Origin of the sequence: Nonomuraea purpurea (assembly GCF_042650645.1) — a bacterium.
GTDB classification, from domain to species: domain Bacteria; phylum Actinomycetota; class Actinomycetes; order Streptosporangiales; family Streptosporangiaceae; genus Nonomuraea; species Nonomuraea purpurea.
Genome location: NZ_JBHSBI010000030.1, coordinates 57818 through 81894 on the forward strand (window position 1 = coordinate 57818; position 24077 = coordinate 81894).

Consider the following 24077-nt stretch of genomic DNA (forward strand, 5'->3'; position numbering starts at 1 on the left):
ATTTGTTTCATCAAGTTGCCGACAATATGAGGAGACGGCATGGCCGAGCCCTCCGCGCGCGCCCGTGAGCTCGTCGCGGGCGCCTACGACATCCACATCCACGTGGCGCCCGACGTGATGCGCCGCCGGATCGACGACCTGACGCTGGCGGCGCGCTTCGCCGAGGTGGGCCTGGCAGGGTTCGTGCTGAAGTCGCACTACGTCCCCACGGCGGAGCGGGCGGCGGTGGTGCGGGCCGCGGTGCCCGGATTCGGCGCCGTCGGCGCGCTCACCCTCAACGCGGCGGTGGGCGGCATGAACCCCATCGCCGTCGAGATCGCCGCCAGGAGTGGCGCGCAGGTCGTGTGGCTGCCCACCGTCGACAGCGCCAACCAGCGCGCCTGCACGGTCGGCGACCCGGAAGGGGCCACGCCGCCCATGTGGGCCAGACTGCAGGACGAGCTGCGGGAGGCCGGGATGGCGGCCGACCCCGTGGACGTCGTGGGCCCCGACGGCGCCGTGCTCGAACGGACCAGGCAGGTGCTGCGCCTGATCGCCAAGCACGACATGACGCTGGCCACCGGCCACCTCAGCGCGGACGAGATCGACGCGGTGGTGACGGCGGCCGTGGCGCAGGGCGTACGCCGCATCGTGGTCACCCACCCCGAATTCACCTCACAGCGCGTCGCGATCGACAGGCAGCGGGCGCTCGCCGCCAAGGGCGCCCTGCTCGAACGCTGCTTCACCACCCCTCACAGCGGCAAGGTCACCTGGGAGACCTGGCTTGCGCACATCGCCGCCGTGGGCCCCGAGCACTCCGTGCTCTCCAGCGACCTCGGCCAGCCGTTCAACCCGCCCGTGGAGGACGGTCTGGCCCTGCTCGCCGACCGGCTGCTCGCGGAGGGCTTCACGGAAAAGGACATCTGGACCATGGCTGTCGACAACTCCCGGCGGATGGCAGGTGCGCGATGAGCGAACGCAGGATGCTGGTGGTCGGCGCGCACAGCGCGGACTTCGTCTGGCGGGCGGCGGGCGCCGTCGCCCGGCACACCTCGCGCGGTGGCGAGGCCCTGGTGGTCGCGCTGTCGTACGGCGAACGCGGCGAGTCCGGCGAGCTGTGGAAGCAGCCGGGTCAGACCGAGGAGAACGTCAAGCGCGTCCGCCATGAGGAGGCCACGAAGGCCGCCGCCGCGGTCGGCGCCCGGTTCGAGGCGTTCGACCTGGGCGACTACCCGCTCAGGGTCGGCCAGGAGGCCGTCGAACGGCTGGCCGAACTGATGCGCGACTTCGCCCCGCACGTCGTGCTCACCCACCCGGAACACGACCCGTTCAACCCCGACCACCCGGCCGCGCACGCGGCGGTGGCCCAGGCCCGGCTCCTCACCTCCGGGGCCGGGGTGGCCAGCGGTTTCCGTACGGCGCCGCCGTCGGAGTTCCTGGTGTTCGAACCGCACCAGCCCGAGCTGTGCCGCTTCACCCCGACGGTCTACGTGGACATCACCCCCGTCTTCGACCGCAAGATCGAGGCCATGGCCGCGATGGCCGCTCAGCGCTACCTGCAGGAGTACTACCGCCAGCGTGCCGACCAGCGCGGCAACCACGCCCGCAAGGTCACGGGCCAGGCGGGGATCCGGCAGGCGGAGGCGTTCCAGCGCCTGCTCCCGAACGTGGTGGAGGCGTTGTGAGCGTGAATGAGCTGGCCGAGGCGGGGGTGGCCACGGTGTACGAGGCCAGGGGGCGTCGCGGCCTGATCGACGAGAGCTTCGAGCCCCTGCTGCCGGGCCGCGCGATCGCCGGACCGGCCAGGACCGCGCTGTGCGGTCAGGACGACAACCGCACGGTCCACGAGGTGATGGCGCACGTGCGGCCCGGCGAGGTCCTCGTGCTGACCATGCCGGAACCGAGGCCCGTCGCCCTGCTCGGCGACCTGCTCGCCACCCAGGCGCTGGCACGCGGGGCCGCGGCTGTGCTGGTCGACGCGGCCGTCCGGGACGTCGCCGACCTGCGCGAGCTGGGCCTGCCCGTGTGGACCCGGTGGCGTCGGGTCAAGGGGGCCGGCAAGAACGTCCGCGGCGCGGTGAACGTGCCCGTCACGGTCGGCGGCGCCACCATCGGCCCCGGCGACCTGGTCGTCCTCGACGACGACGGCGCGGCCGTGGTGCCCGCCTCCGATCTGGAGGCGACCGTGGCCGCCGTCCGCGAGCGGCTGGCCAAGGAGGCGGGGCTGCGCGAGCGGTGGCGGGCGGGCGAGCTCAGCTACGACGCGTACGGCATGCGGGCCCAGGACGCGTCGTGAGAGGCACGGTGATCAGGGTGGGCGGGCTGACCAAGCAGTTCGTCAAGGACGGGGTCGGCATCCTCGCGCTGCGCGACTTCGACCTGGAGATCGCGCAGGGCAGCTTCGTCACCGTGCTCGGCCGCAGCGGGTGCGGCAAGTCGACGATGCTGAACCTGCTCGCCGGGCTCACCACGCCGACCTCGGGGCAGGTGCTCTACCGAGGCGAGCCGGTCTCGGGGCCGCGCACGGAGATGGGCTACCTCACCCAGTCCGACACGCTGATGCCGTGGCGGGACGTCCGCAGGAACGTCGAGCTCCCCCTGGAGATCGGCGGCGTGCCCGCCGGACGGCGCAGGGAACGCGCGGCGGAGCTGATCAGGCGGGTCGGCCTGGAAGGGTTCGAACGGCACTACCCGCGCGAGCTGTCCGGCGGCATGCGACGGCGGGTCAGCCTGGCCAGAATGCTGGCGGGCGGCCCGGAGACGCTGCTGATGGACGAGCCGTTCGGCGCGCTCGACGCCCAGCTCCGCGGCGACCTGCAGGCGGAACTGCTGCGGTTGTGGGCGGACAGCGGCCAGACGGTCGTGTTCGTGACCCACGACATCGAGGAGGCGCTGCTGCTCGGCGACCGGGTCGTCGTGCTCGGCCCGATCGGGCGCATCGTCCTCGACCGGCCGATCGACCTGCCCAGACCCAGGGACGCCGACGAGCTGCGGGTGGACCCGGGCTTCTTCGCCCTGCACAGAGAGCTGACCACGGCCCTGCGGGAGGGGGCGCAATGACCGCCATCCACACGGTGCGCCTCGATCGGACCTGGTGGAGCCGGCACGGAGGCACGGTCACGGTGTGGTCCCTGCGGGTGCTGCTCGTGGTGACGCTGCTGGCCGTGTGGGAGCTGACCGCTGAGCGGTGGTTCGACATCACCTTCACCAGCAGGCCGAGCGACATCTGGACCCGCCTGCTCCAGTGGCACGAGGACGGGACGCTCTGGTCGAACACCTGGATCACCGTGCAGGAGATCGTCTACGGCTTCGTGCTCGGCGCCGCGGCCGGTGCGCTGACCGGCTTCCTGCTGGCCTCGGCGCAGGCCGTCTACCGGGTGCTCGACCCGTTCATCATGGCCCTGTACGCGATCCCGAAGGTGGCCCTGGCCCCGCTGTTCATCGTCTGGTTCGGCATCGGCATGCACATGAAGGTGCTGCTGGCCGCCGCGACGGTGTTCTTCCTGGTCTTCCTGAATACCGCCGCGGGCGTGCGCGAGGTGGACCGCGGCCTGATCGACGCCGTCCGCCTGATGGGCGGCGGCCGGCGCGAGATCATGGTCAAGGTGGTCGTCCCCTCGTCGATGACCGGGCTGCTCACGGGGCTCAAGGTCGCCATTCCGTACGCGCTCATCGGCGCGGTGATCGGCGAGCTGGTGGCCTCCAACCGAGGGCTCGGCTACCTGATCAACGACGCGGCCGCGCAGTTCGACACCGCCGGGGTGTTCGCCACGCTGGCCGTCCTGAGCGTGATCGCGGCCCTGCTGAACCTGGTCGTCGGGCTGCTCGACCGCCGGGCCGGCCGGTGGAAGCCGATGGGGGCGGAGCGGTGAGGCGCCGGGACATGATCGCCGTCCTGGCCGGAGCCGCCCTGGTCGCGAGCGGCTGCGCGCAACGCAGCTCGACGACGCCGCCCGGCGTGCTGAACGTCGGCCAGATCAGCAACTCGATCGCGTTCTTCCCGCTCTTCGTCGCCGAACAGAAGGGATATTTCACCGAGGAGGGGGTCAAGCTCGGCGAGCGGCCCCGGCTCGGCACCGGCGCCAAGGTCGCCGCCGCGCTCAAGTCGGGCAGCATCGACCTGGGCGCCGGGGTGCTGACCGACGCGCTCAACCTGGCCAGGATCGACGACAAGGGCCGCCTGGTGGCCAACCTGGTGGACCGGTACTACGTCGACGTGGTGGTCGGCTCCGCTTTCGCCGGCGCCACCCCGGCCGACCCGCTCGAGCGGCGCATCCAAGCCCTGCGCGGCAAGAAGATCGGCATCACCGGTCCGGGCAGCGGGACCGAGGCGCTGGTGACGTACCTGTTCGCCAAGGTCGGCCTGGACTCCGCCACCGACTGCGAGCTGGTCAACCTGGGCAGCACCGCCGCCTCGGCGCTGGGCGCGCTCAAGGCGGGACGGGTGGACGCGCTCGCCTTCTTCCAGCCCATCGCCCAGCAGGCGGCGGCGGCCGGGATCGGCACCCGCTACATCTCGCCCGCCGCCGGCGACGTGCAGGGGCTGGAGCGAACCGCCCACGGGGTCGTCTTCACCACGCAGCGCATCATCGACAAGAAGCCCGGCGAGGTCGCCGCCTTCCAGAACGCCATCGCGCGCGCCCAGCGCTTCATCCACGAGGCCGACGAGGCCGAGATCACGCGGATGCTGGCGGCCTACCTCAAGGGCATCGATCCGAAGGCGCTGAGCGAGCTGCCCGGCCTGATGCGCAGCGAGATGCCGCGCGACATCGGCTTCGCCAGGGAGTCCTTCGACACGGCCATCGCCTTCCACCGCGCCACCGGCCTGGTGAGGCACCTGCCGGCCTACGAACGGATCGTGCCACCGGCACTGCGCCTCACCGGGCCTTGAGGAAACCATCCGGGCCCCGGCACGCTCACCAGCTCAGCGCCTTCGGACGTCCGGAGGGAACCGGCAGCCGGTCCCGCAGCGGCGAGCCTGTCAGGGGGGAATCGGGTGGGTCATCCGCCGATCGTCACCCGGCACCCCTACGAAAGTCAGCGTGTCTTGAACACCTCACCGGCCGAACCGCAGGCTGCGCAGGAATTTCCACAACGGGGAACGCTGCTGCGCCTGCTTGGCCGCGACGTCTTCCGCCGACTGCTGCGCCGCAGGCGCCTCGGCGCTCGCCGCGCCCGGGACGCGGCGCTCGTCGAGCTCGTACTGGATGGGCAGGGAACGCAGGGCCCGCACGAGCGGGGACGGTCGCCAGGGCAGCTGGTCGGAGGGCAGCGCCAGCTTCACCTTCGTGCACCGGCTGAAGAGCCGATGCACGGAGACCGTGGCCATCTGGGTGGCCAGCCGCTGGCCCAGGCAGGCATGTGGGCCCGCGCCCCAGGCCAGGTGCGCCCGGGTGCTGCGGATGGCGTGCGGGTCGAGCGCCCCGGCGAAGCGCGGATCGGCGTGGGCGGCCGCGACGGACAACATCACCGCGTCGCCGGCCGCGATCGTGTAGTTGCCCATCTTCACGTCCTTCACGGGGAAGCGGAACGTCAGATTGGCCATCGGCGGGTTGAGCATCGCGACCCGGTTGACCGTCTCGTCGATCGCTCCGACCGACAGGCTCTCCCGCACGGCCGGGTTGGAGACGACCTCGACGACCACGTTGCAGACCAGGCCGGCGCAGAAGTCCAGCAGGGCGGGCAGCATGAGCAGCTCGCGGGCCAGCTCGTCCTGCGTCAGGTCGGGCTGGGCCTGGATCATGTAGGAGGGCAGGTCGTCCCCGGGCTGCTCGCGCTTCTGGGCCGCGAGCTCCATCATGGCGGCGTACAGGCGCTCGAAGGCCGCGGCGGACTCGGGCCCGGCGTCGATCAACCGCCAGATGTCCATCACCACCTCGTCGCCGCGCGCGGTGGAGAAGCCGAGCATGCGGTTGGCGACCATCAGGGGGAGCGGACGCGCGTACTGGGCCGACAGGTCCGCCGCACCCGTGGGGCCGCCCTCCGCGAGCAGGCCGATGAGGTCGTCGGCGTACCGCTTGATGGCCTGCTCCAGGACCTTGGCCTGGGGATGGGTGTGGTCCTGGAACGGCTGGAGCGCCTTGGTCCACGCACTGCGGAACCGGTGCTGCGCGGCGCCTTCCGCGAAGTTCGAACTGTCGACCTGGAAGACGGGCAGCAGCGGCCAGTCGGCCGGGATGCGGCCCTCCACGTAGGCCTGCCACCGCGCCGGGTTCTTGGTCCAGATGCCGCCCGAGTTCTGCAGGACGTGCAGCACCTCCTCGTAGCCGAGGACGAACCAGACGGGAACCCCCAGAAGGTCGACGGGGGCGACGGAGCCGTACTTGCTGCGCAGGCGCTCGTGCTCGATCGCTGGGTGAGCGTCGTAGCCCCTGGTCATCAGCGGTTCCGGGGACATCGTCGCGAGCGTTTCCCGCCACGGGCCGTGAGTCACGGTGTAGGACTGCCTTTCCTGGTCGCCGCTCCTTTCGCCACGTCGCCGCAAATGCCACGGCACAAGTAACGCGCTCTTGGAGCTATCGGCCTATTAGGTCAAGGTCTGTAAGCATCACGTATACCAGCGGTTACTGCAAGAGTTTGGATCAAGCAGGAAACCCCGTAATGAGCGCACCGGCAAATGGCGTGGGACGCGGGCGCGTGCCATCGCCTCGGCACGCTTGGGTGATGGCCGCTCGCCGCCGGATGCGGGCACTTCCCATTTCTTCCCTGCGGCGCACAATCGAGGAATGGGGCAGCAGAGCGGCAGCGCGGGATCACGCAGCGCGAGAGGGCATGCGGACAGGGCGCGATCGGCGGGAGCGCGCGCCCGGCAGTTCGCCGCGGCCCTGACGGTGATACGGGCCCGCCTGCGCGAGGTCCAGCAGGGCGGGGCGGCCGAGGCCCTGCCCGCTTACGACCGGGAGCAGGCGGCCGAGCGGGTACGGGAGGCGCGGGCGCGGTGCCGCCAGGCTCTCCTGCTCAACGCCCGCGCCCATGACCGGGCGGCGGAACGCCACGAACGCGACGTCTGGCAGGGCCGAGGGGACCCGGACGAGCACATCGAACGCGCGACCTGGCATCGCGCGGCAGCCCGCAGGAGCCGCGAGGTGGCCGCCGCGATCGCCTCCGACCCGGGCCCGCTGCGGACCTCTTAACCGGATTTGTTAGGGAATCTCCCGCGATTAGCGGCACTCGCACACCGTGTGATCTCCTGATCATCGGGGTGTGGTGTGATCAGAGGATGGGGCCGGTCGCTGCGGGTGCGACTGGCGCTGCTCGCCAGTGTCGCCATGCTGCTGCTCGTGTTCGTCGTCAGCGCCTTCGTGTTGTACGGCGTCCGCCGCGGCGCCACCGACCTGCAGGCCCACCGGATGTTCAGCAAGGCCCTGCCCGTCCTCCACCTGCTCAAGCGAGGCGAACTGCCCCCGAAGGTCGACAGCGACCTCGACGGCATCCAGGTGGCCGACCCGTCCGGTCGCGTGGTCTCCTCGACGCCGAACCTGGCCGGCCTGCCGCGCCTGACCACGGCGATCCCGCCCAAGGGCCATGCCCACGGCATGGTGGAGCTCTGCGGCCTGCCCCCGTTCCCCGGCAAGTGCGAGATCGCGGTCGCCATGCGCGTGTACCAGATGGACGGCGACTGGATCATCTACGCCTTCGACGACGCGGTGCCCTGGTACGTCAGCCCCCAGGTGCTCCTCTTCCTCGGCGGCACGACGGGCCTGCTGGTCGCGCTGACCTGGATGGGGGTGTCCCGCATCGTGACCAGGACGCTCGCGCCCGTCGACAGCATCACCAAGCGGCTGGCCGAGATCAGCGCGGACGGCGGCGGCATGCGCCTGCCCGTTCCCGAGAACGTCGACGACGAGATCAGGACGCTGGCCGAGACCGGCAACCAGACGCTGGAGCGGCTGGAGGCCGCGATGCGCCAGCAGGAGGCGGCGATGGAGCAGCAGCGCAGGTTCGCCAGCGACGCCTCCCACGACCTGCGCAGCCCGATCACGGCCATGCGCGCCCAGGTCGAGGACGCCATGCTGCACCCCGAAGAGGCCGACTGGCAGGAGACAGGCGCCGAACTGCTGGCCGGCCTGGACCGGTTCCAGGGCATCGTCGCCGACCTGCTCACGCTGACCAAACTGGACGCCGGCGCCCCGCGCCGGCGGGAGCCGGTGGACCTGAGCGAGCTGGTCGCCGCCGAGACCTTCAGACCGCGCGCGAAGGACGTGGTCACCCACTCGCGGCCCGGCGTGATGGTCACCGGCGACCGGCTGCAACTTGCCCGCCTGCTGACGAACCTGCTGGACAACGCCGAACGGCACGCCGAGTCGCAGATCACGGTGACCGTGCGGCGACACGACGACGAGGCCGTGCTGGAGGTGTGCGACGACGGCGCGGGCATCGCGCCCGAGCACAGGGAGACGGTCTTCCAGCGTTTCACCCGCCTGGACGCCTCCCGCAGCCGCGACGCCGGCGGCACCGGGCTCGGCCTGCCCATCGCCCGCGAGATCGCCCGATCCCACGGCGGCACGCTCACGATCGAGGACTCCGACGCCGGCGCCCGCTTCGTCACACGCCTCCCGATCCGGGCGGACTGATGGCGCCGATGCGGTTCGGCGCGGTTCCCCTGCTCGGCCTGGCGTTCGCCGCCGGGGCCGTGGACGCGCTCAGCTTCCTGTCACTCGGGGAGGTCTTCACCGCGAACATGACGGGCAACATCGTGCTGCTCGGCCTGGCGCTGGGCACGGGCCACACCGAGCACGCCCTCGGGTCGGGGCTCGCGCTGGCCGCGTTCATGACAGGGCTGGCCGCGGGCTTCTTCCTGCTCAAAGGCGCCGGCGACCGGTCACTGCGGCCCCTGGCCGGGCTGACGGGCGAGCTGGCGCTACTGGTCGCGATGGCGGTGGGATGGGCGGCGCAGACCCCGCGTCCCGCACTGATCGTCCTGTCGGGGACCGCCATGGGGCTGCAGAGCGCGATCACCCGCTGGGTGTGCGACGCCACTGTGTCCACGACCTACGTGACGGGCACGCTGACCAGCATGGCGGGGCAGATCATCGGCCCGCCTGCGGCACGGAGCGGCGCCCGCTGGCCTCTGGCGGTGGTGCTGGCGCTGGCGGCCGGGGCCGTGTTCGCCGCCCTGGCCCTGCGGCTGTACCCGCCCGCGGCCCCGCTGGTCGCGCCGGCCGTGGTCGCGCTCGCGACGAGCTGGTGGGCGATCAGGGACTGGGGCCGAGGCCGCCCACTCCTCGGAGCGGGCGGCCGGTGAGCGCCCTGGTCAGCAGCGGGGCGCCACGGCGTCGATCTTGCCGCCGAAGTCGTTCTTGTAGACCTTGCGGTAGTCGCCGTTGCGGACCACGCGGGTCTCCTTCCTGTCGGGGACGCTGATCCAGTTGATGAAGCAGCCGTCGGCGTGGGCCATGAACGAGCCCACGTTGTCGTGCAGGGCGGGTGGCACGTCCACGTATCCGTTGCCGGGGTTCCAGCACCACGACGAGCCGGAGAAATCCTTTCCGGTCCACAGGCAGATGTCACCGGCCCTGTGGGCCGAGGGCGATGCCGTGGACGCCGTGGCGGGCATGGCGGAGGCCAGCATGGCCAGCGCGAGGGCGCCCATGACCGTCGCGATCCGCGTACCGCTTGTCGTCGCCTTCATGGCGGTTCTCCTTTGAGTTCGTTGCCGCTTCTGGGGGCCTGACGTCGGCCCCGTCACAGCATGTGTCAGAGCGAACACGATTCGCTTCTGTTCCGGGGCCACAAGATTCGGCATTTACGGTCGGGAAAAGTGACGTACGAGCCACAGTCGAACAACCACGATCACGTGAGCCGTGCCCCTCAGGGGTCTATCGGGGCGATGCCGGATGGCGGGCGAGGGCCGCTCGCCGCACAATCATGATCATGATCGATCACGCGGTCCTCCTGGAGGGAGTGACCAGGACATATGGCAGAGGCGCCACCGAGGTGGCGGCGCTGCGCGAGGTGAGCGTCGGGTTCGCGCGCGGCAGCTTCACCGCCGTGATGGGCCCCTCGGGGTCGGGCAAGAGCACGTTGTTACAGTGCGCCTCAGGGCTGGACCGGCCACAGTCGGGCGCGGTGCGCATCGCCGGGCAGGACATCACGCGGCTGCAGGAGAAGGCGCTGGCGACGCTTCGCCGCGACCAGGTGGGCGTGATCTTCCAGGCGTTCAACCTCGTGCCGTCGCTGACCGCCTGGCAGAACGTCATCCTGCCCAGCAGGCTGGCCCGGCGCCGTCCCGATCCCGCGCGAGTGGGGGAGTTGCTGCGGCGCGTCGGGCTGGCCGGGCGGGAGAATCACCGCCCCGCGCAGTTGTCCGGGGGGCAGCAGCAGCGGGTGGCCATCGCGCGGGCGTTGCTCGGCCGGCCCGAGGTGCTGTTCGCCGACGAGCCGACCGGGGCCCTGGACCGGAGCACCGGGCACGAGGTGCTGGCGCTGCTGCGGGAGGCGGTCGACGCGTTCGGGCAGACGGTGGTGATGGTCACGCACGATCCAGAGGCGGCGGCCAGGGCGGACGCGGTGCTGTTCCTCACCGACGGGCGGATCGTGGACATGCTGGAAAGGCCCTCCGTGGAGCAGATCGGCGCACGGTTGGGCGGACGCCGATGACGCTGGTTCTGGCCTGGAACAACGTCAGGACCAACCGGGCCGGCTTCGCCGCCTCGTTCCTGGCCGTGCTCCTGGCGGTGACGCTGGTCGGCGGCAGCGGCCTGCTGGTGGCAGGGGCGGGCGAGCGCGACGAGCTGAACGGGGTCATGGGGCTGCTGGTTCTGTCGGCGCTGGTGTCGGGGTTCGTGTCGGTGTTCGTGGTGGCGGGCATGCTGGGCCTGCACGTGCTGCGGCAGCGCCGGAACGTGGGGCTGCTGCGGTCGATCGGGATGACGCCGCGGCAGGTACGCCGGTTGATCACGGCCGAGGCGCTGGTGGTGGCCGTGCTGGCGAGCGCGGCCGGGTGCGCGCTGGCGATCCCGTACGCCGAGGCGATGGCGCTGCTGCTGCGCGCGGTCGGGCTGGCGCCGACGGGCGTGCCGCTGGCCTTGATTCCTGGGCCGTTCGTGCTGGCACTGGGGGTCGGACTGCTGGTGACGCTGCTGGCCGCGCGGGTGGCAGCGCGCAAGGCGGTGGACGTGGGGCCGCTGGAGGTGCTGCGCGACAGCGCGGCGCAGCGCCGGCTCATGCCCTGGCCCCGGGCGGTGGTCGGCGTGCTGGCGCTGGCCGGGGGCGTCGTGCTGCTGCGGCTGGTGCCGCAGCTCAATGTGAAGGACGCGATGCCGGCCGGGCTGGGCGCGACGATGACGCTCTGCGTCGGCGCCTCCGCGCTGGGGCCCGTCGCGCTGCGCGGGCTGGGCTGGGTCCTCGGGGCTCCGGCGGCCTGGGCGGATCCCGGGGCGGGCACGCTGGCACGGTCCGCGCTGGTCACGCAGCCGCGCCGGGCGATGGCGGCCGCCTCCCCCGTGATGCTGACCGTGGCGCTGGCCTGCACGTTCCTGTTCGCGATCGCGACCTCCGACGCGGCGGCGGGTGCGACGCGGACCGGGCCCGCGGCATGGGTGGCCCCGGTACTGGTGGGCTCTGCGGTGGCCTACACCGTGATCTCGGTCGTGAACGCGACGGCCATGTCGATGGCCGAGCGGGCCGAGGAGATCCGGCTGCTGCGCTCGGTGGGCACGAGCCCGCGCCAGCTCGTCCGGGCCGTCTGCTGGGAGTCGCTGATCGTGACGAGCGTGGGCGCGCTGCTCGGCACGGGGATCGCCACCGCCTCGCTGACCGCGATGGGCCAGGCGCTGACGGGGGAGCCGTGGTTCGCGTACTCGGCGCCGCAGTACGCCGGGCTGCTCCTGGTCTGCGCCGTGAGCGGGCTGGCCGGAGGGTTGTCGGCGACGCGCGGGGCACGGCGGGGGCCGTTGGTGGCGGGATAGCGTACGCTCTTCGCCGATTGGAGGGCCTTGCGCGGGGATTGCCCTGAACGCGTCTTTCGCGCCCTGCGCCGGGCCCCGGAGCAGGAGGACTGATGGGGGAGCGGATGGTCTCCGAGCAGGAGTGGGTGCGATGACCCCGCGGGACGGGACGGGTGCGTCGCGGGGGCAGATGTGGCCGTTGTACGCGGCCGGGTTCACCACCGCGTTCGGCGCCCACGGCATCGCCGCGAACCTCGGCGGGTTCTCCGACGACGCGGTCACCTCCCTGCTGGTGCTGGGCGGGCTGCTCGCCCTCTACGACGGGGCCGAGGTCGTGCTCAAGCCGATCTTCGGCACGCTCGCCGACCGGGTCGGCGCGCGCCCGGTGCTGCTGGGCGGTCTGGTCGCCTTCGCCGCCGCGTCCCTCCTCTACGTCATCGCCGACAGCCCCGGCTGGTTGTGGGCCGCGCGGCTCGGCCAGGGGGCTGCGGCCTCCGCCTTCTCCCCGTCGGCCTCGGCGCTGGTCGCCCGGCTCAGCCCGGCCGCCACGCACGGCCGGGCGTTCGGGTCGTACGGCTTTTTCAAGTCCATCGGCTACACCCTCGGCCCGCTGCTCGGCGGCGTCCTGGTGTGGGCGGGCGGGCTACGGCTGCTGTTCGTGGTCCTGGCCGTGCTCGGTGCGGTGGTCGCCGTGTGGGCCGCGTTCGCCGTCCCGGCCGTACCGCCGCTGCCCAAGACCAGGCAGACGGTGCTCGACCTGGCCCGTCGCCTGGTCGAGCCGTCCTTCCTCGGACCTGCCGCCGCGCTGGCGGCGGCGACGGCGGCGCTGTCGGTCGGGGTCGGCTTCCTGCCCGTCTCCGGCGCGGCGGCCGGTCTGGGCACGGTCGCCACGGGGGCCGCGGTGTCGGTGCTGGCGGCCTGCGCGGCCCTCGTCCAGCCCGCCGCCGGACGTGCGCTGGACGCGGGACGACTGACCACCCGCGCCGGCATCACCGTCGGTCTCCTGCTCACCGTCGCCGGGCTGGGCATCGCGACGCTTCCCGGGCCGGCCGGGGTGCTCGCCGCCGCCGCCCTGATCGGTGCGGGCACGGGGCTGATCACCCCGCTCGGCTTCGCCGCCCTGGTCGCGGCCACCCCCGCGGAGCGACTGGGCCAGACCATGGGCGCGGCCGAGCTGGGCCGCGAACTCGGCGACGCGGGCGGCCCGCTCCTGGTGGCCGCCGTCGCCACCGTGGCCACGCTCGCGCTCGGCTACGCCGCTCTCGCGGCCCTGCTGGCCGTGGGCACCGCACTGACACTCCTGCGCCGGGCCCGCCGCCCGGCGCTGGACTCGGAGACGTGATCGGTCATTCGGGGCCGATCCGCTGATGAAATCCCCGGATAAATCATCAGTTTGACATGCATGTACGACAAGGCGGGCAAAGTCGTGCATGATTAAAAGATCGGCAGATAGCTATGCTTGCCGCTTTTGCAACTGTATTCTTTGCCTTTCCCTTATGGTGAAGGCGATGGAATGTTGCGCGGTGTCGGGCATATAGAGCTCGATCACTGCATTTCGATAGATGATCGTGCGCGTACGGGCTTCTCCTGGCGTTTCCGGGGGCCTGGCCGTGCTCGTATGAACGCGTCACCGGCCGGTGCGTCGCCGAATCGTTTGTGATCTGTCTTCATTCGCTTTTCCAGCACGATCACCAGGAAAATTCATGCGATATCACCGACGAAGCGCCGTACTGGCCGCCGCGATATGCGCGACGGCCGGCCTCATGGGCAGCGTGGCTGCGCATGCGGAACAGGGGGAGGGCCAAAAGGAGAGCGTGCGGGCCATCGGCCAGGTGTGCGGACCGCCGTACGTGACCGGGGACCCCGACCTGGGGCCGACGCTCCTGCCGCAGGCCGGCTATCTCGGGCAACTCCTCCAGGGCTACGTGCCGCTGGGCGGCCTCAGCCCGCAACATTTCCTGTCGCGCTATTGGGACTACGTCGCCAACAACTATCGTTTTCCACCCGACTCCGGATTCGGCCGCTCCGGCGATTATCCCAACGGCAGACTGGAGCTCAAGACGACGTTTCTGCAGATCGGCATGAAACTTGACCGTTTCGGCGGCTACACGGGGGCGTTCCTGTCGCCGCTGGGTGACCGGTTCACCGTGCGCGCGCTGCCGCCGCGGAATCTCAACACCAACGCGCAGGATCCCGAGCACCTGTGCAATTACCATGCGTTCCGGGTGCTCAAGTCCTTCCGCGTCGACGTGGGTCCGGCGGCACCCGCATTCCAGCAACCGGGAGGCGGCACGCAATATCACGTGCTCAGCAAGTACATTCCCGAAGCCCCGCAGACGAGCGAAGAGGTTCCGGTGAGCTGGCTGCTGCAGAACGGGTATCTGGAGGAGATCGAGCCGGTCCTCGTGACCGAGGTCAAGACCCGCCAGGACGAGGCCGGCCAGATCGACCGCCCCTCGACCGACGGGACGACGCATCTCAAAACCTGGCAGGCGCCGGCCGTGCCGCGCCCGCTTGGGAAACCGTAGGCGCTCTTCCGTCCGCTGACGGCGGCGCTCGCCTTCGGCGTGGTTCGCGGACCTCGCCGAGGGCGGGCGTCCCGCGCACCGGCTCAGGAGACGATCACGATGATGGCCGCGCCGAGCGTGAAGTCGAGCACCATGCAGAACTCGGCCATCGAACGGGCGACGACCTTGTTCGCCCGCCAGACGATCACGTCCAGGGAGGCGTGCCCGAGCAGGGCGGCGGCGACGAGGTAGCCGCCGACCTGCGGGGACAGGGAGAGCGCGAGCAAGGAGAGCCCGCCGAAGACCAGCATGGCGGGAACCTGCGCGGCTGCCAGCCGCGGCCGGCGCAGCAGGCCGCCGACCACGCCGAGCACGGCGATGGAGACCGCGCCTCCGACGAGCGCCGGCCACAGATCCAGGCCGAGGACCTTCAGCAGCGTCACCGCCACCACGCTCGCGCCGAACAGGACCCAGACCGCGCCGGGCCTGTCGAGCACCGCGGTTCCCAGGTAGATCAGCGCGGCGAGGAAGACGATCATCGCCTGGCCGCGGGCGTCGCCCATGTCCAGGACGGACAGGACGACGACGCCCAGCGCCAGCCAGGTGGGCCAGCGGCGCGCCGGCGCGAGCAACGACCGGCGCGCCGGGGAGCCGGCCACGGTGGAGGAGGTTTCAGCCATGACACGACTATCGCGGCGGGGCCGGCGAACGCCTCGGTCGCGCGGCCAGGATGTCCGGATTCTTGGGAGGCAGGTCTGCTGTGCCGCCTCATGCTCCGGTAAAGCGGGGCTGATGCGCCGTCCCGGGCCGGGAAGATCTGCGGCGCTTTGACGAACAGCGGCGCCCGGCCGGCCCGTACGCTGCTTATTTTGGGAACATGCAGGCAGACAAGGCCCACGACGACTCCCGCTACCTGCCGATCGGGGAGCACGGGCTGATCGGCGACCTGCGCACGGTCGCGCTCGTGGGCACCAACGGCACGATCGACTGGTACTGCTGCCCGAGCTTCGACTCGCCCAGCGTGTTCGGCTCGATCCTGGACGCCGACAAGGGCGGATCGTTCGAGCTGTTCGCCGACGTGCCGGCCTCCACCAAGCAGTTCTACTTCCCCGACACCAACGTCCTGATCACCCGCTTCTTCGCCGACGACGGAGTCGGCGAGATCCAGGACTACATGCCGATCGCCGATGAGTCCCTGGAAGTCGACAGGCACCGGCTGATCCGCCGGGTCACGTGCGTGCGCGGCAGGATGCCGTTCCGCGCCAGGGTGGCGCCCCGCTTCGACTACGCCAGGCAGCCGCACACGGTCCATCAGGAGGGGTCGCGGACGACGTTCGAGTCGGAGTCGCTCACCCTCGCCCTGTCGGCCAGCGTGCCCGTGGAAACGGACGGCACCGACGCCTGGAGCCGGTTCGAGCTGCACGAGGGCGAGCACGCGGTGTTCGCCCTCGACCGCATCGGCGAGGGCATCGAGCCACGGGGCTGCCCGACGGAGGAGGCGGAGGAGGAGTTCGCCGCCACGGTGCGGTTCTGGCGCCGCTGGCTGTCCGCCTCCCGCTACCGGGGCCGCTGGCGCGAGGTCGTGCACCGCTCCGCCCTCACGCTGAAGCTGCTCACCTACGCCCCGACCGGCGGGATCGTCGCCGCCCCCACCACCAGCCTGCCCGAGCAGATCGGCGGCGTACGCAACTGGGACTACCGCTACGTGTGGGTCCGCGACGCCGCCTTCTGCGTGTACGCGCTGCTCAGGCTCGGCTTCACCGAGGAGGCCGAGGCGTTCATGGGCTTCCTGTCCAGGCACGTCAGGCTCGACGGCGACGGCGGCACAGGCCCGTTGCAGATCATGTACGGCATCGACGGCCGCAGCGAACTGCCGGAAGAGGAGCTGACCCACCTGGAGGGCTACCGGGGCTCGGCCCCCGTCCGGGTGGGCAACGCCGCCGTCTACCAGCTCCAGCTCGACATCTACGGGGCCCTCATCGACTCCATCTACCTGTACAACAAATGGGGCACCCCGATCTCCAGCGAGCGCTGGGAGGAGGTGACCGCGCTGGTGGACTGGGTCTGCGACAACTGGGACCAGCCCGACGAGGGGATCTGGGAGACCCGCGGCGGACGCAAGAACTTCGTCTACTCCCGCCTGATGTGCTGGGTGGCCATCGAACGCGCCATGCGCATGGCCGCCCAGCGCGGCCTGCCCGCCGACATCCCGCGCTGGCGGCCGGCCCGCGACGCCATCTACCGCGACATCATGCGGCACGGCTGGTCGGACACGCTGCGGGCGTTCGTCCAGCACTTCGACGAGGACGTCCTGGACGCCTCCATCCTGATGATGCCCCTGGCCAAGTTCGTCTCGCCGACCGACCCCAAGTGGCTGTCCACCCTGGAGGTGCTCGGCCGCGGACTGGTCTCCGACTCGCTGGTCTACCGCTACGACCCCGTGACCAGCCCGGACGGCCTGGAGGGCCCTGAGGGCACGTTCTCGATCTGCTCCTTCTGGTACGTCGAGGCCCTGGCCCGCGCCGGCCGCCTCGACGAGGCCCGCCTGGCCTTCGAGAAGATGCTCACCTACGCCAACCACCTGGGCCTGTACGCCGAGGAGATCGGGCACACCGGCGAGCAGCTCGGCAACTTCCCGCAGGCCTTCACCCACCTGGCGCTCATCAGCGCCGCCTTCAACCTCGACCACGCGCTGGGCTGAGGTCAGGGGCGGGTTCTGGTCTCGTCTGCGCCCGGCCCCTGCTCGCGGGGCCGGGCCTGCCCGAGCAGGCGCTTGCCGAAGCGCTGCGCCGGGGCCTCGATCAGGCGGTAGGTCAGGTAGCTGAGCGGGATCAGGACGAGGAAGTACAGCGCCAGGTTCGGGATCACGTGCAGCAGCAGCGGGTGCAGCAGGTAGAGCGAGAAGCTGATCACGCCGAGCCACGGCAGCCAGCGCGGGAAACGCCGCTCGCGCAGCGCGAACGCCGCCCCGAAGACGCCGAACGCCAGCACGATCGCCATCACCCACCCGAGATCGTCCCTGGCGAAGACCCCGCACCCGAGCACCGTGGCGATCGCGGCCGCGGCCGCCTGCCACGGGATCTCCTTGCGCTGGGCCCGGTACACCGCCGTCCCCGCGAACATCGTCGCCAGCGCGATCAGACCCTGCCAGGTGCCGCTCCTGCTGCTCAGGACCACCAGCCCCAGCCCGAGGAGGCCACCCGCGACCGCGGCGAGCCTGCGCGTGCCGCCGGACGCCAGCGCGGTCGTGGCGATGGCCGCGACCACCGCCACGCCGAGCAGCGCGGCGTGCACGTCGGTCTGGCTGCTGATCATCGTCTGCGGCACCAGCAGGCCCAGCGGCACGGCCGTCACCGCCAGCGCGACGGCGATCCAGGCCGAGCGGCGCGCCTGCCGGGTGGCGAACAGCGCGACGCTGATGAGGTAGAAGGCCATCTCGTACGAGAGCGTCCAGGTCACGCTGATGAGCGCGGGCAGGTTGAGCAGTTCCTGGAGCATCGTCAGGTTGCCGAGCGCGATCACCGCGGGCGAACGCCGTCCGAACTGCTCGTCGAGGGGGAGCGCGCCCGTGTAGACGAGCACGAGCGCGAAGCAGTAGGCGGCCAGCAGCAGTGGCAGGAGCCGGAAGACCCGGCCTGTCCAGAACGCGCGCAGGTCGCCGCGCCGCTCCAGGGAGGCGGGGATGATGTAGCCGCTGACCAGGAAGAACACGAACACGCCCCACGTGCCGAAGTCGATCCGGCGGTCGATCTCCTCCCAGATGCCCGGGATGAAGGTCCAACCGGCGTGGTGCATGGTGACGGCCAGCGCTGCCGGTCCCCGCAGGGCGTCCAACCAGGCCAGCCGGGCGGGGGCCAGGAACATCTGTTGGAGTCTAGGCCATAAGAGGTGATGTGCGACTTTTGTCGGCGGTGAGGGGCTGGTCAAGGGCACGGTGCCACAGGTCCACGATGGCCCGCAGGGTGTCGCCAGTGCCGCTGTCGGGGTCAAGCAGGACGCCGTGGATCTGCGCCTCAATGCCCTGGACCGCCAGGAGCGCGCTCAACTGCGGGTCGGGGCCGCCCGCGCCGAGCCGGCGGAGCTCGCCCGCCAGCGCCGCCGCGATGCGCCGCTCAGCCTGCCGGAAACGGTCGACCAACCCGGGTGTGCGGGGAGCCTGGTCGAACAGCAGCCGGTGCAGGCCGGGGCGGTCGGTGTGCAGATGGGCCACACACCGTACGAGTTCGTCCAGCAGGAGCCGCAGGTCGGCGCACTGGACGGGAAGCTGTTCGGGGCGCTGCTCGGCGGCGTGTGCGAAGACCTCGGATATCCGCGCGTCGGCCTCCGCCAGGTAGTGCTCGGCCAGCGCGACCAGCAGCGCGTCCTTGTTCGGGAAGTACTGGTACAGCGAGCCGATCGACACCCCGGCCCGCTCGGCGACCTTGTTGGTGGTGGTCTCGCTGTAGCCGTGCCGCTGGAAAAGCTGAGCGGCCGCCTCCAGGATCGCCGCGACCGTCTCACGCGAGCGTTGCTGGCGAGGGTGTTTACGAGGGGTGAGCACGTGCCTCCAATGCGAGTACCGAAAACTGAGAATAGCTCGCAAAATTGACGTAGCGCGCCGAACTTCCCGCAAACCCTCGAACGGAGATGGCTTCGTGCTGCCCGACCTTCTGCCCCACGCCGTCCGCGTCCTGCCTGACCTCCTGGGCGATGCCGCGAGCGTCCTACCCGACCTACTGGCTTATGCCGTCCGCGTCCTGCCCGGTCTGCTGCTGATCGGTGCCTGCTTCGCGGTGGCGCGCGAACCGATGGTGCGGATCATGGCGCTGATCTTCGGGTTCGTGCTGATCCGGGATGCGATGACGCCCTTGGGGTTCTGGCGCTTCGGCGCGGCGGGCCCCGTACCGTGGCTGCGCTTCACCGACCAGACGGGGATCCTGCTGGTGTTCGGCGTGGGCACGTTGGCGCTCACCTGGGTTGTGCTGCGGCTGGACGGCGATCTGCGCGCGCTGGTGCGCTGGGGCCGCCTCGACCTGGCGGCGGTCGTACTGGGCGTCGGCGGCGGGCTGCTGGCGGCCGGGCCGGTGCTGCTGCTGTCCCTGTTCACCCCGCTCTCCGAACGCGGGGGAGCGGTCGCCGCCGGACTGCTGCCGGTGCTGCTGTTCTTCTGCCTGGCGGGCAACCTGGCGGAAGAGGTGCTCTTCCGCGGCTTCCTGCAGGGCCACCTCGAACGCGGCGGCGGCGACGCCGGACGGGCGGCACTGCTGTCGGCGTTGCTGTTCGCCGCCTGCCACGTCTTCCTGGCCTCCACCGTCACAGGCGTCGGCTGGCCGCTGCTGGCCTTCACCCTGGTCGAAGGATTGATCTGCGCCTACCTGCGGCTGCGGCGCGGAGTCCTCGCCGCCACCCTTGCCCATGGGAGCGCGATCTTCCTGCTGTCCGCAGGACTGACCGCGTGACGTTCGAGCGCTGCGGTCCTGTGGGATATGTAACTTTCAGTGGCGTTCCGCAGCTTGCCGAGCGGATTCTTCACTGGCGGACCACCCAAGCCTTGACAGCGTCTGTTGCGATGCCAAAACTCTATTCCGCTCCAATATGTGACATATCGCCAGGAAATGTTAACGCTAACGTTTCCGTCGTATGCAGCACGTAACCGCTGGGAAGGCTCTCGAATGAGACGATTGCGGGCGACGACGATCGCCCTCCTCCTGCTCGTCGGCACGTTCCTCCTCCCGACGTCGCCGGCGGCGTCCGCGGCGGCCAAGACCGTCTACATCCCGGCACGCTGGGCGAGCACCGGCGAGGTGCCATGGGTCAGAGAACGGACGAAGGAATCCACGAACTTCATCCTGTTATGGGGCGACAGATCGGGCACTAACCCCAAAACCGCGCCGTCTCCCTACAACTTCGACCCCGACAACATGCTGGGCCAGCTCGAAAACCTCTACTCCTTCTACGTGAACACCATGAAGTTCACGCCGGAGACCGGCCTGCTGGCCCAGCACAAGATCATCGTCATCGTCACCAGGACGTGGTCGAACGTCCCGCTCGACGCCTGGGCGACCGGCGGCTCGACCGACGGCAGAGTCGGCGTCATCAACATCGCCCCCGGCGCCGCGCTGCCCGGCTCATGGGGCCTGGCGCACGAGCTGGCGCACGTGTTCCAGAACTACACCTTCCTCGGCAGGTCCGGGTACGGCTTCACGCACGCCAGCGCCGGCACGTTCTGGGAGACCAGCGCCGAGTTCATGGCCATGCAGGTCTACCCGAAGACGGCCGCGGGCGACCTGACCAGGTTCATCCGTACCGAGAACCTCGCCTACGGCAGCAGCCGCCACCACTACGGCAACTGGATGCTCCTGCAGTACATCAAGGAGCGCGACGGCCTGACGATGTTCAACCGCATCTGGAACGAGGCCAGGAACACCGAGCACCCGCTGGAGACCTACCGCCGCGTCGCGGGCATCGACCAGGCGGAGCTCAACAGGCGGCTCGGCGAGTACGCCCAGCGCAACGTCACCTGGGACTACGCCAACCGCGCCGACATCATGCCGTTCATCAACAGCCTGTATCCGTTCGTGACCGCCTACAACGGCGTCGCGGTCGAGGCCGTCAACGCCTCGGCCGGCCACTTCCGCATCTCCGACGCCCTCGCGCCCTCCGACTACGGCTACAACAAGATCCGCCTCGTGCCGAGCAGCGACGGCGGGCTCATCCGCATGCGCTTCAGAGGGCACGTCAACTCCGCGGCGCAGTCGGGATGGTCCTACGGGTTCGTCGCCGTACGGAACGGCACCCCCCGCTACAGCCCCGTCTACAACTCCTCCAGCGGCGAGGTGACCTTCCAGACCCAGCCGGGCGAGAGGGACGTCTACCTCGTGGTCGCCGGCGCCCCTGGCAGCGTGCACAAGTACGCCTTCCTCGACGGCTACCCGCGCAACTACCGCTTCCCCTACCAGTTCCGCCTGCAGGGCGCCACTCCGTGGGGCTTCGAGCCCGGCCACGTACGCCCGGCCGCGCCGGGCAACGGACACTGGCACCCCAACGGCGGCGGCTGGGTGGACAACCGCGCCCGCGTGGCCGACACCGCCTACGTCGGCCCCCGTGCCGCCGTGTACGGCAACAGCACGGTCAACGGCAACGCCCGCATCGAGGACCTGGCCTGGGTCAACGGCGGCGCCACCGTCGGCGGCAACGCCGTGGTGAAGAACAGCGCCCTGGTCCAGGGAGGGGCCAACCTCGGGGGCGGCGTCGTCATCGGCGGCGACGCCGAGCCCGCCACGGCGTGCTCCTCGGGGACGTACCTGATGTTCAACCCGGACCGCCGGTGCGACGGCGGGGGCGGTGAGGCGGACGTCAACCCGCCCCACCCGATCTTCAGCGACAACGACCTGGCCTTCAGCGGCGGCTGAGGTCCGGCCATCGGCTGGGAGGGCGTCCCCGCGCGGACGCCCTCCTGGCCGGAGGCGCACCGCGACCGGCTCCGCGTCTCGTCGAGAGTGGGGTTACCGCTCGATGCTGGCGTTGAAGTGGGCCAGGCCCTCGGCGAAGGAGACCAGTTCCTCCTGCGTCCAGTCCTTCAGGACGATGGACAGGCCGTGCAGCCGGTATCCGCGTTCCCCCGCGACGCGCCGCACCCCCTCGTCGGTGATGCGGAGCTTTCTCGCCATACCGCCCTCAGGGTCGGGAATGCGCTCGGCCAGCCCCTCGCGCAGCAGGACGGCGGTCTGCCGGTTGACGGTGGAGGCGTCGAGGTTGAACGCCTGCGCGAGCTGCCCGATCGACATCGGCCCCTCGGACTCCAGCCGGTTGAGCAGGATGTAGCTGCTGGCGCGTTCGAGCCGCCGTTCCTCGGGGGCGGCGGCGGTCGTCGCCAGCTCTTTGTAGCGGCCGATGAGCATGAGTTGACGCTCGATGTCCGCGATCTCCTCGCGCATGGATGCCTCCTATCGGAGGGCAGAATATCCAGCCGTCCGACAACGTGTAAAATACACATTATATGCATAATGCACATGCTTGCGAGATTCGGAGAACGCATGAGTTCGACGCACGCCGTGCCGCGTAGCGGAGCCATCATCAGTGTGCTGGCGGCGGCGGGCATCACGGTCTCGCTTATGCAGACCCTGATGGTGCCGCTGATCGCCACCCTGCCGACGCTATTGAACACCACCGCCGCCAACGCCTTCTGGGCGATCACCGCCACCCTCCTGGCCGGCGCCGTCGCCATGCCCGTCTCCGGACGCCTCGGCGACCTGTACGGAAAGCGCCGCGTCATGATCGCCAGCGCGGTCCTGCTGACCATCGGCTCCCTGGTCTGCGCGCCCGCCAACTCGTTGCTCCCCATGGTGATCGGCCGCGCGCTGCAGGGTCTGGGCATGGGCGTCATCCCGCTCGGGATCGCCATCATGCGCGATGTGCTGCCGCCGCAGCGGCTCGGCTCGGCCATCGGCCTCATGAGCTCCTCGCTCGGCGTCGGCGGCGCCCTCGGCCTGCCCGCCGCCGCGCTCGTCGCCCAGTACGTGAGCTGGCACGCCCTGTTCTGGGGCGCGGCCGTGCTCGGCCTGGTGATGACCGTCCTGATCCTCTTCATCGTGCCGGAGTCCCCGGTCAAGTCGCCGGGCCGCTTCGACTTCGTCGGGGCCGCCGGTCTGGCGGCCGGGCTGATCCTGTTCCTGCTGCCCATCTCCAAGGGCAGCGACTGGGGCTGGACGAGCGGCATCACGCTGGGCATGTTCGGCGCCTCGGCGGTGATCCTGCTGCTGTGGGGCTGGTGGGAGCTGCGCACGCCCGCGCCGCTGGTCGACCTGCGCACCAGCGTGCGCCGCCAGGTCCTGCTGACGAACCTGGCCTCCGTCGTCATCGGCTTCGCCATGTACGCGATGTCGCTGATCACGCCCCAGCTCCTGCAACTGCCCGCGGCGACCGGGTACGGCCTCGGCCAGTCGATGATCCAGGCCGGCCTGTGGATGGCCCCCGCGGGGCTGGTCATGATGGCGATCTCCCCGGTGGCGGCACGGCTGATGGCGGCCAGGGGCCCCAAGACGTCCCTGCTGCTCGGCACGATCATCATCGCCTGCGGCTACCTGCTGGCCCTGGCCCTGATGGGCTACGCCTGGGGCGTGCTGCTCTTCTCCGCCGTGGTCAGCGCCGGCATCGGCTTCGCGTACGCGGCCATGCCCTCCATCATCATGAGCGCCGTGCCGCTCACCGAGACAGCCGCCGCCAACGGGCTCAACAGCTTGATGCGCTCGATCGGAACGTCCTGCGCCAGTGCCGTGCTCGGGGCGGTTCTGGCCAACATGACGATCGAGTTGGGGTCGGCGACGCTGCCGTCGGAGGGCGGCTTCCGTACCGGATTCATGATCGGCGCCGGTGTCGCGGTGCTGGCGGCGCTCATCGTCACGACCATCCCGGGACGCCGCGCCGCCGCCGCGCCCAAGGTCTCCGGCGAACCCGCCGCGGACGTCGACCAAGAGGTCCGCACGCACTGACGGTCCTCGGTTCGAGGGGCCCATGGCTTCGGCATGCCATGAGGCCCCCGCGGCGATCCATGCCCCTTCGGTAACCGCATGACAAACCCGCTGCATCCCCATTTGCTCGAATTTATCCGCGTTTATTAAATAAACGCCGTAAGCGAAAGCCGCAATTTCGTGCGAGCCCGCCCGCGTATGTATAGTCGCCCTATTCGTTTCGCCAGGGAAGCGGGCCCGAATTGTCGATTTTC

The 24077-nt window shown here is 70.6% G+C and carries 23 protein-coding genes; 17 read left to right on the top strand and 6 right to left on the bottom strand.

Annotation, left to right across the window (positions count from 1 at the left end; translation table 11 throughout):
* The first annotated feature begins 39 nt into the window (after window positions 1-39).
* Genes ACFOY2_RS41735 through ACFOY2_RS41760 form a run of 6 tightly spaced genes read left to right on the top strand, consistent with a single transcriptional unit; the run spans window position 40 to window position 4870 of the window.
* Window positions 40-951 carry a DUF6282 family protein gene (locus ACFOY2_RS41735; RefSeq protein WP_379533659.1) on the top strand — a complete coding sequence of 304 codons (912 nt, stop codon included), beginning with the start codon at window positions 40-42 and terminating at the stop codon, window positions 949-951.
* Window positions 948-1664: a PIG-L deacetylase family protein gene (locus ACFOY2_RS41740; protein WP_379533660.1), complete on the top strand. Its 717-nt coding sequence runs from the start codon at window positions 948-950 to the stop codon at window positions 1662-1664. Before ACFOY2_RS41735 ends, ACFOY2_RS41740 begins: the two co-directional genes overlap by 4 nt.
* Window positions 1661-2275 carry a 4-carboxy-4-hydroxy-2-oxoadipate aldolase/oxaloacetate decarboxylase gene (locus ACFOY2_RS41745; protein ID WP_379533661.1) on the top strand — a complete coding sequence of 205 codons (615 nt, stop codon included), beginning with the start codon at window positions 1661-1663 and terminating at the stop codon, window positions 2273-2275. Before ACFOY2_RS41740 ends, ACFOY2_RS41745 begins: the two co-directional genes overlap by 4 nt.
* The gene (locus ACFOY2_RS41750; RefSeq protein WP_379533662.1) at window positions 2272-3039 is read left to right on the top strand and encodes an ABC transporter ATP-binding protein; all 768 of its coding nucleotides are present in this window, start codon (window positions 2272-2274) and stop codon (window positions 3037-3039) included. Before ACFOY2_RS41745 ends, ACFOY2_RS41750 begins: the two co-directional genes overlap by 4 nt.
* The gene (locus ACFOY2_RS41755; protein ID WP_379533663.1) at window positions 3036-3851 is read left to right on the top strand and encodes an ABC transporter permease; all 816 of its coding nucleotides are present in this window, start codon (window positions 3036-3038) and stop codon (window positions 3849-3851) included. Before ACFOY2_RS41750 ends, ACFOY2_RS41755 begins: the two co-directional genes overlap by 4 nt.
* Window positions 3848-4870 carry an ABC transporter substrate-binding protein gene (locus ACFOY2_RS41760; protein WP_379533664.1) on the top strand — a complete coding sequence of 341 codons (1023 nt, stop codon included), beginning with the start codon at window positions 3848-3850 and terminating at the stop codon, window positions 4868-4870. The genes ACFOY2_RS41755 and ACFOY2_RS41760 overlap by 4 nt, the downstream gene beginning before the upstream one ends.
* A gap of 165 nt (window positions 4871-5035) precedes the next feature.
* Here the strand turns inward: ACFOY2_RS41760 and ACFOY2_RS41765 are convergent, their stop codons facing one another.
* Window positions 5036-6376, bottom strand: coding sequence for a cytochrome P450 (locus tag ACFOY2_RS41765; protein WP_379533665.1), 1341 nt, complete (start codon window positions 6374-6376; stop codon window positions 5036-5038).
* 328 nt (window positions 6377-6704) lie between these two features.
* Here ACFOY2_RS41765 and ACFOY2_RS41770 point away from each other — a divergent pair, with 328 nt between their 5' ends.
* The 3 genes from ACFOY2_RS41770 (at window position 6705) to ACFOY2_RS41780 (ending at window position 9223) form a co-directional block, all read left to right on the top strand.
* The gene (locus ACFOY2_RS41770; protein WP_379533666.1) at window positions 6705-7112 is read left to right on the top strand and encodes a hypothetical protein; all 408 of its coding nucleotides are present in this window, start codon (window positions 6705-6707) and stop codon (window positions 7110-7112) included.
* Window positions 7113-7187: 75 nt separating this feature from the next.
* A complete protein-coding gene (locus tag ACFOY2_RS41775) occupies window positions 7188-8552 on the top strand; it encodes a sensor histidine kinase (protein ID WP_379533667.1) in 1365 nt (454 codons plus the stop codon).
* Window positions 8552-9223: a YoaK family protein gene (locus ACFOY2_RS41780; RefSeq protein WP_379533668.1), complete on the top strand. Its 672-nt coding sequence runs from the start codon at window positions 8552-8554 to the stop codon at window positions 9221-9223. Before ACFOY2_RS41775 ends, ACFOY2_RS41780 begins: the two co-directional genes overlap by 1 nt.
* A gap of 9 nt (window positions 9224-9232) precedes the next feature.
* On the opposite strand, the gene ACFOY2_RS41785 is transcribed toward ACFOY2_RS41780, so the two are convergent.
* Entirely contained in the window at window positions 9233-9610 is a 378-nt protein-coding gene (locus ACFOY2_RS41785) for a peptidase inhibitor family I36 protein (protein ID WP_379533669.1), read from the bottom strand.
* A 242-nt stretch (window positions 9611-9852) separates the two neighbouring features.
* Here ACFOY2_RS41785 and ACFOY2_RS41790 point away from each other — a divergent pair, with 242 nt between their 5' ends.
* The 4 genes from ACFOY2_RS41790 to ACFOY2_RS41805 all read left to right on the top strand — a co-directional run bounded on the left by ACFOY2_RS41790 (window position 9853) and on the right by ACFOY2_RS41805 (window position 14395).
* Window positions 9853-10578 carry an ABC transporter ATP-binding protein gene (locus ACFOY2_RS41790; protein ID WP_379533670.1) on the top strand — a complete coding sequence of 242 codons (726 nt, stop codon included), beginning with the start codon at window positions 9853-9855 and terminating at the stop codon, window positions 10576-10578.
* The gene (locus tag ACFOY2_RS41795) at window positions 10575-11888 is read left to right on the top strand and encodes an FtsX-like permease family protein (protein ID WP_379533671.1); all 1314 of its coding nucleotides are present in this window, start codon (window positions 10575-10577) and stop codon (window positions 11886-11888) included. The genes ACFOY2_RS41790 and ACFOY2_RS41795 overlap by 4 nt, the downstream gene beginning before the upstream one ends.
* A gap of 130 nt (window positions 11889-12018) precedes the next feature.
* Window positions 12019-13209: an MFS transporter gene (locus ACFOY2_RS41800; protein WP_379533672.1), complete on the top strand. Its 1191-nt coding sequence runs from the start codon at window positions 12019-12021 to the stop codon at window positions 13207-13209.
* A 361-nt stretch (window positions 13210-13570) separates the two neighbouring features.
* Window positions 13571-14395, top strand: a complete 825-nt coding sequence (locus ACFOY2_RS41805; protein WP_379533673.1) for a TNT domain-containing protein — start codon at window positions 13571-13573, stop codon at window positions 14393-14395.
* Between the two features lie 83 nt (window positions 14396-14478).
* Here ACFOY2_RS41805 and ACFOY2_RS41810 read toward each other — a convergent pair whose 3' ends face one another.
* A complete protein-coding gene (locus ACFOY2_RS41810) occupies window positions 14479-15054 on the bottom strand; it encodes a hypothetical protein (protein ID WP_379533674.1) in 576 nt (191 codons plus the stop codon).
* Window positions 15055-15251: 197 nt separating this feature from the next.
* Here ACFOY2_RS41810 and ACFOY2_RS41815 point away from each other — a divergent pair, with 197 nt between their 5' ends.
* On the top strand, window positions 15252-17075 hold the full coding sequence (locus tag ACFOY2_RS41815) for a glycoside hydrolase family 15 protein (RefSeq protein ID WP_379533675.1): 1824 nt from the start codon (window positions 15252-15254) through the stop codon (window positions 17073-17075).
* 2 nt (window positions 17076-17077) lie between these two features.
* Here ACFOY2_RS41815 and ACFOY2_RS41820 read toward each other — a convergent pair whose 3' ends face one another.
* Window positions 17078-18238 carry an acyltransferase family protein gene (locus ACFOY2_RS41820; protein WP_379533676.1) on the bottom strand — a complete coding sequence of 387 codons (1161 nt, stop codon included), beginning with the start codon at window positions 18236-18238 and terminating at the stop codon, window positions 17078-17080.
* A 10-nt stretch (window positions 18239-18248) separates the two neighbouring features.
* Window positions 18249-18914 (bottom strand): TetR/AcrR family transcriptional regulator, encoded by a 666-nt coding sequence (locus tag ACFOY2_RS41825; RefSeq protein WP_379533677.1) that lies wholly within the window; start codon window positions 18912-18914, stop codon window positions 18249-18251.
* A gap of 94 nt (window positions 18915-19008) precedes the next feature.
* Between ACFOY2_RS41825 and ACFOY2_RS41830 the strand changes: the two genes are divergently transcribed.
* Together ACFOY2_RS41830 and ACFOY2_RS41835 are read left to right on the top strand one after the other, a co-directional pair.
* A complete protein-coding gene (locus ACFOY2_RS41830; protein ID WP_379533678.1) occupies window positions 19009-19812 on the top strand; it encodes a CPBP family glutamic-type intramembrane protease in 804 nt (267 codons plus the stop codon).
* Window positions 19813-20025: 213 nt separating this feature from the next.
* The gene (locus tag ACFOY2_RS41835) at window positions 20026-21765 is read left to right on the top strand and encodes a DUF6055 domain-containing protein (RefSeq protein WP_379533679.1); all 1740 of its coding nucleotides are present in this window, start codon (window positions 20026-20028) and stop codon (window positions 21763-21765) included.
* 93 nt (window positions 21766-21858) lie between these two features.
* Here ACFOY2_RS41835 and ACFOY2_RS41840 read toward each other — a convergent pair whose 3' ends face one another.
* Window positions 21859-22290 (bottom strand): MarR family winged helix-turn-helix transcriptional regulator, encoded by a 432-nt coding sequence (locus ACFOY2_RS41840; protein ID WP_379533680.1) that lies wholly within the window; start codon window positions 22288-22290, stop codon window positions 21859-21861.
* Window positions 22291-22389: 99 nt separating this feature from the next.
* On the opposite strand from ACFOY2_RS41840, the gene ACFOY2_RS41845 reads away from it, so the two are divergent.
* On the top strand, window positions 22390-23844 hold the full coding sequence (locus ACFOY2_RS41845) for an MFS transporter (protein ID WP_379533681.1): 1455 nt from the start codon (window positions 22390-22392) through the stop codon (window positions 23842-23844).
* Window positions 23845-24077 lie beyond the last annotated feature (233 nt).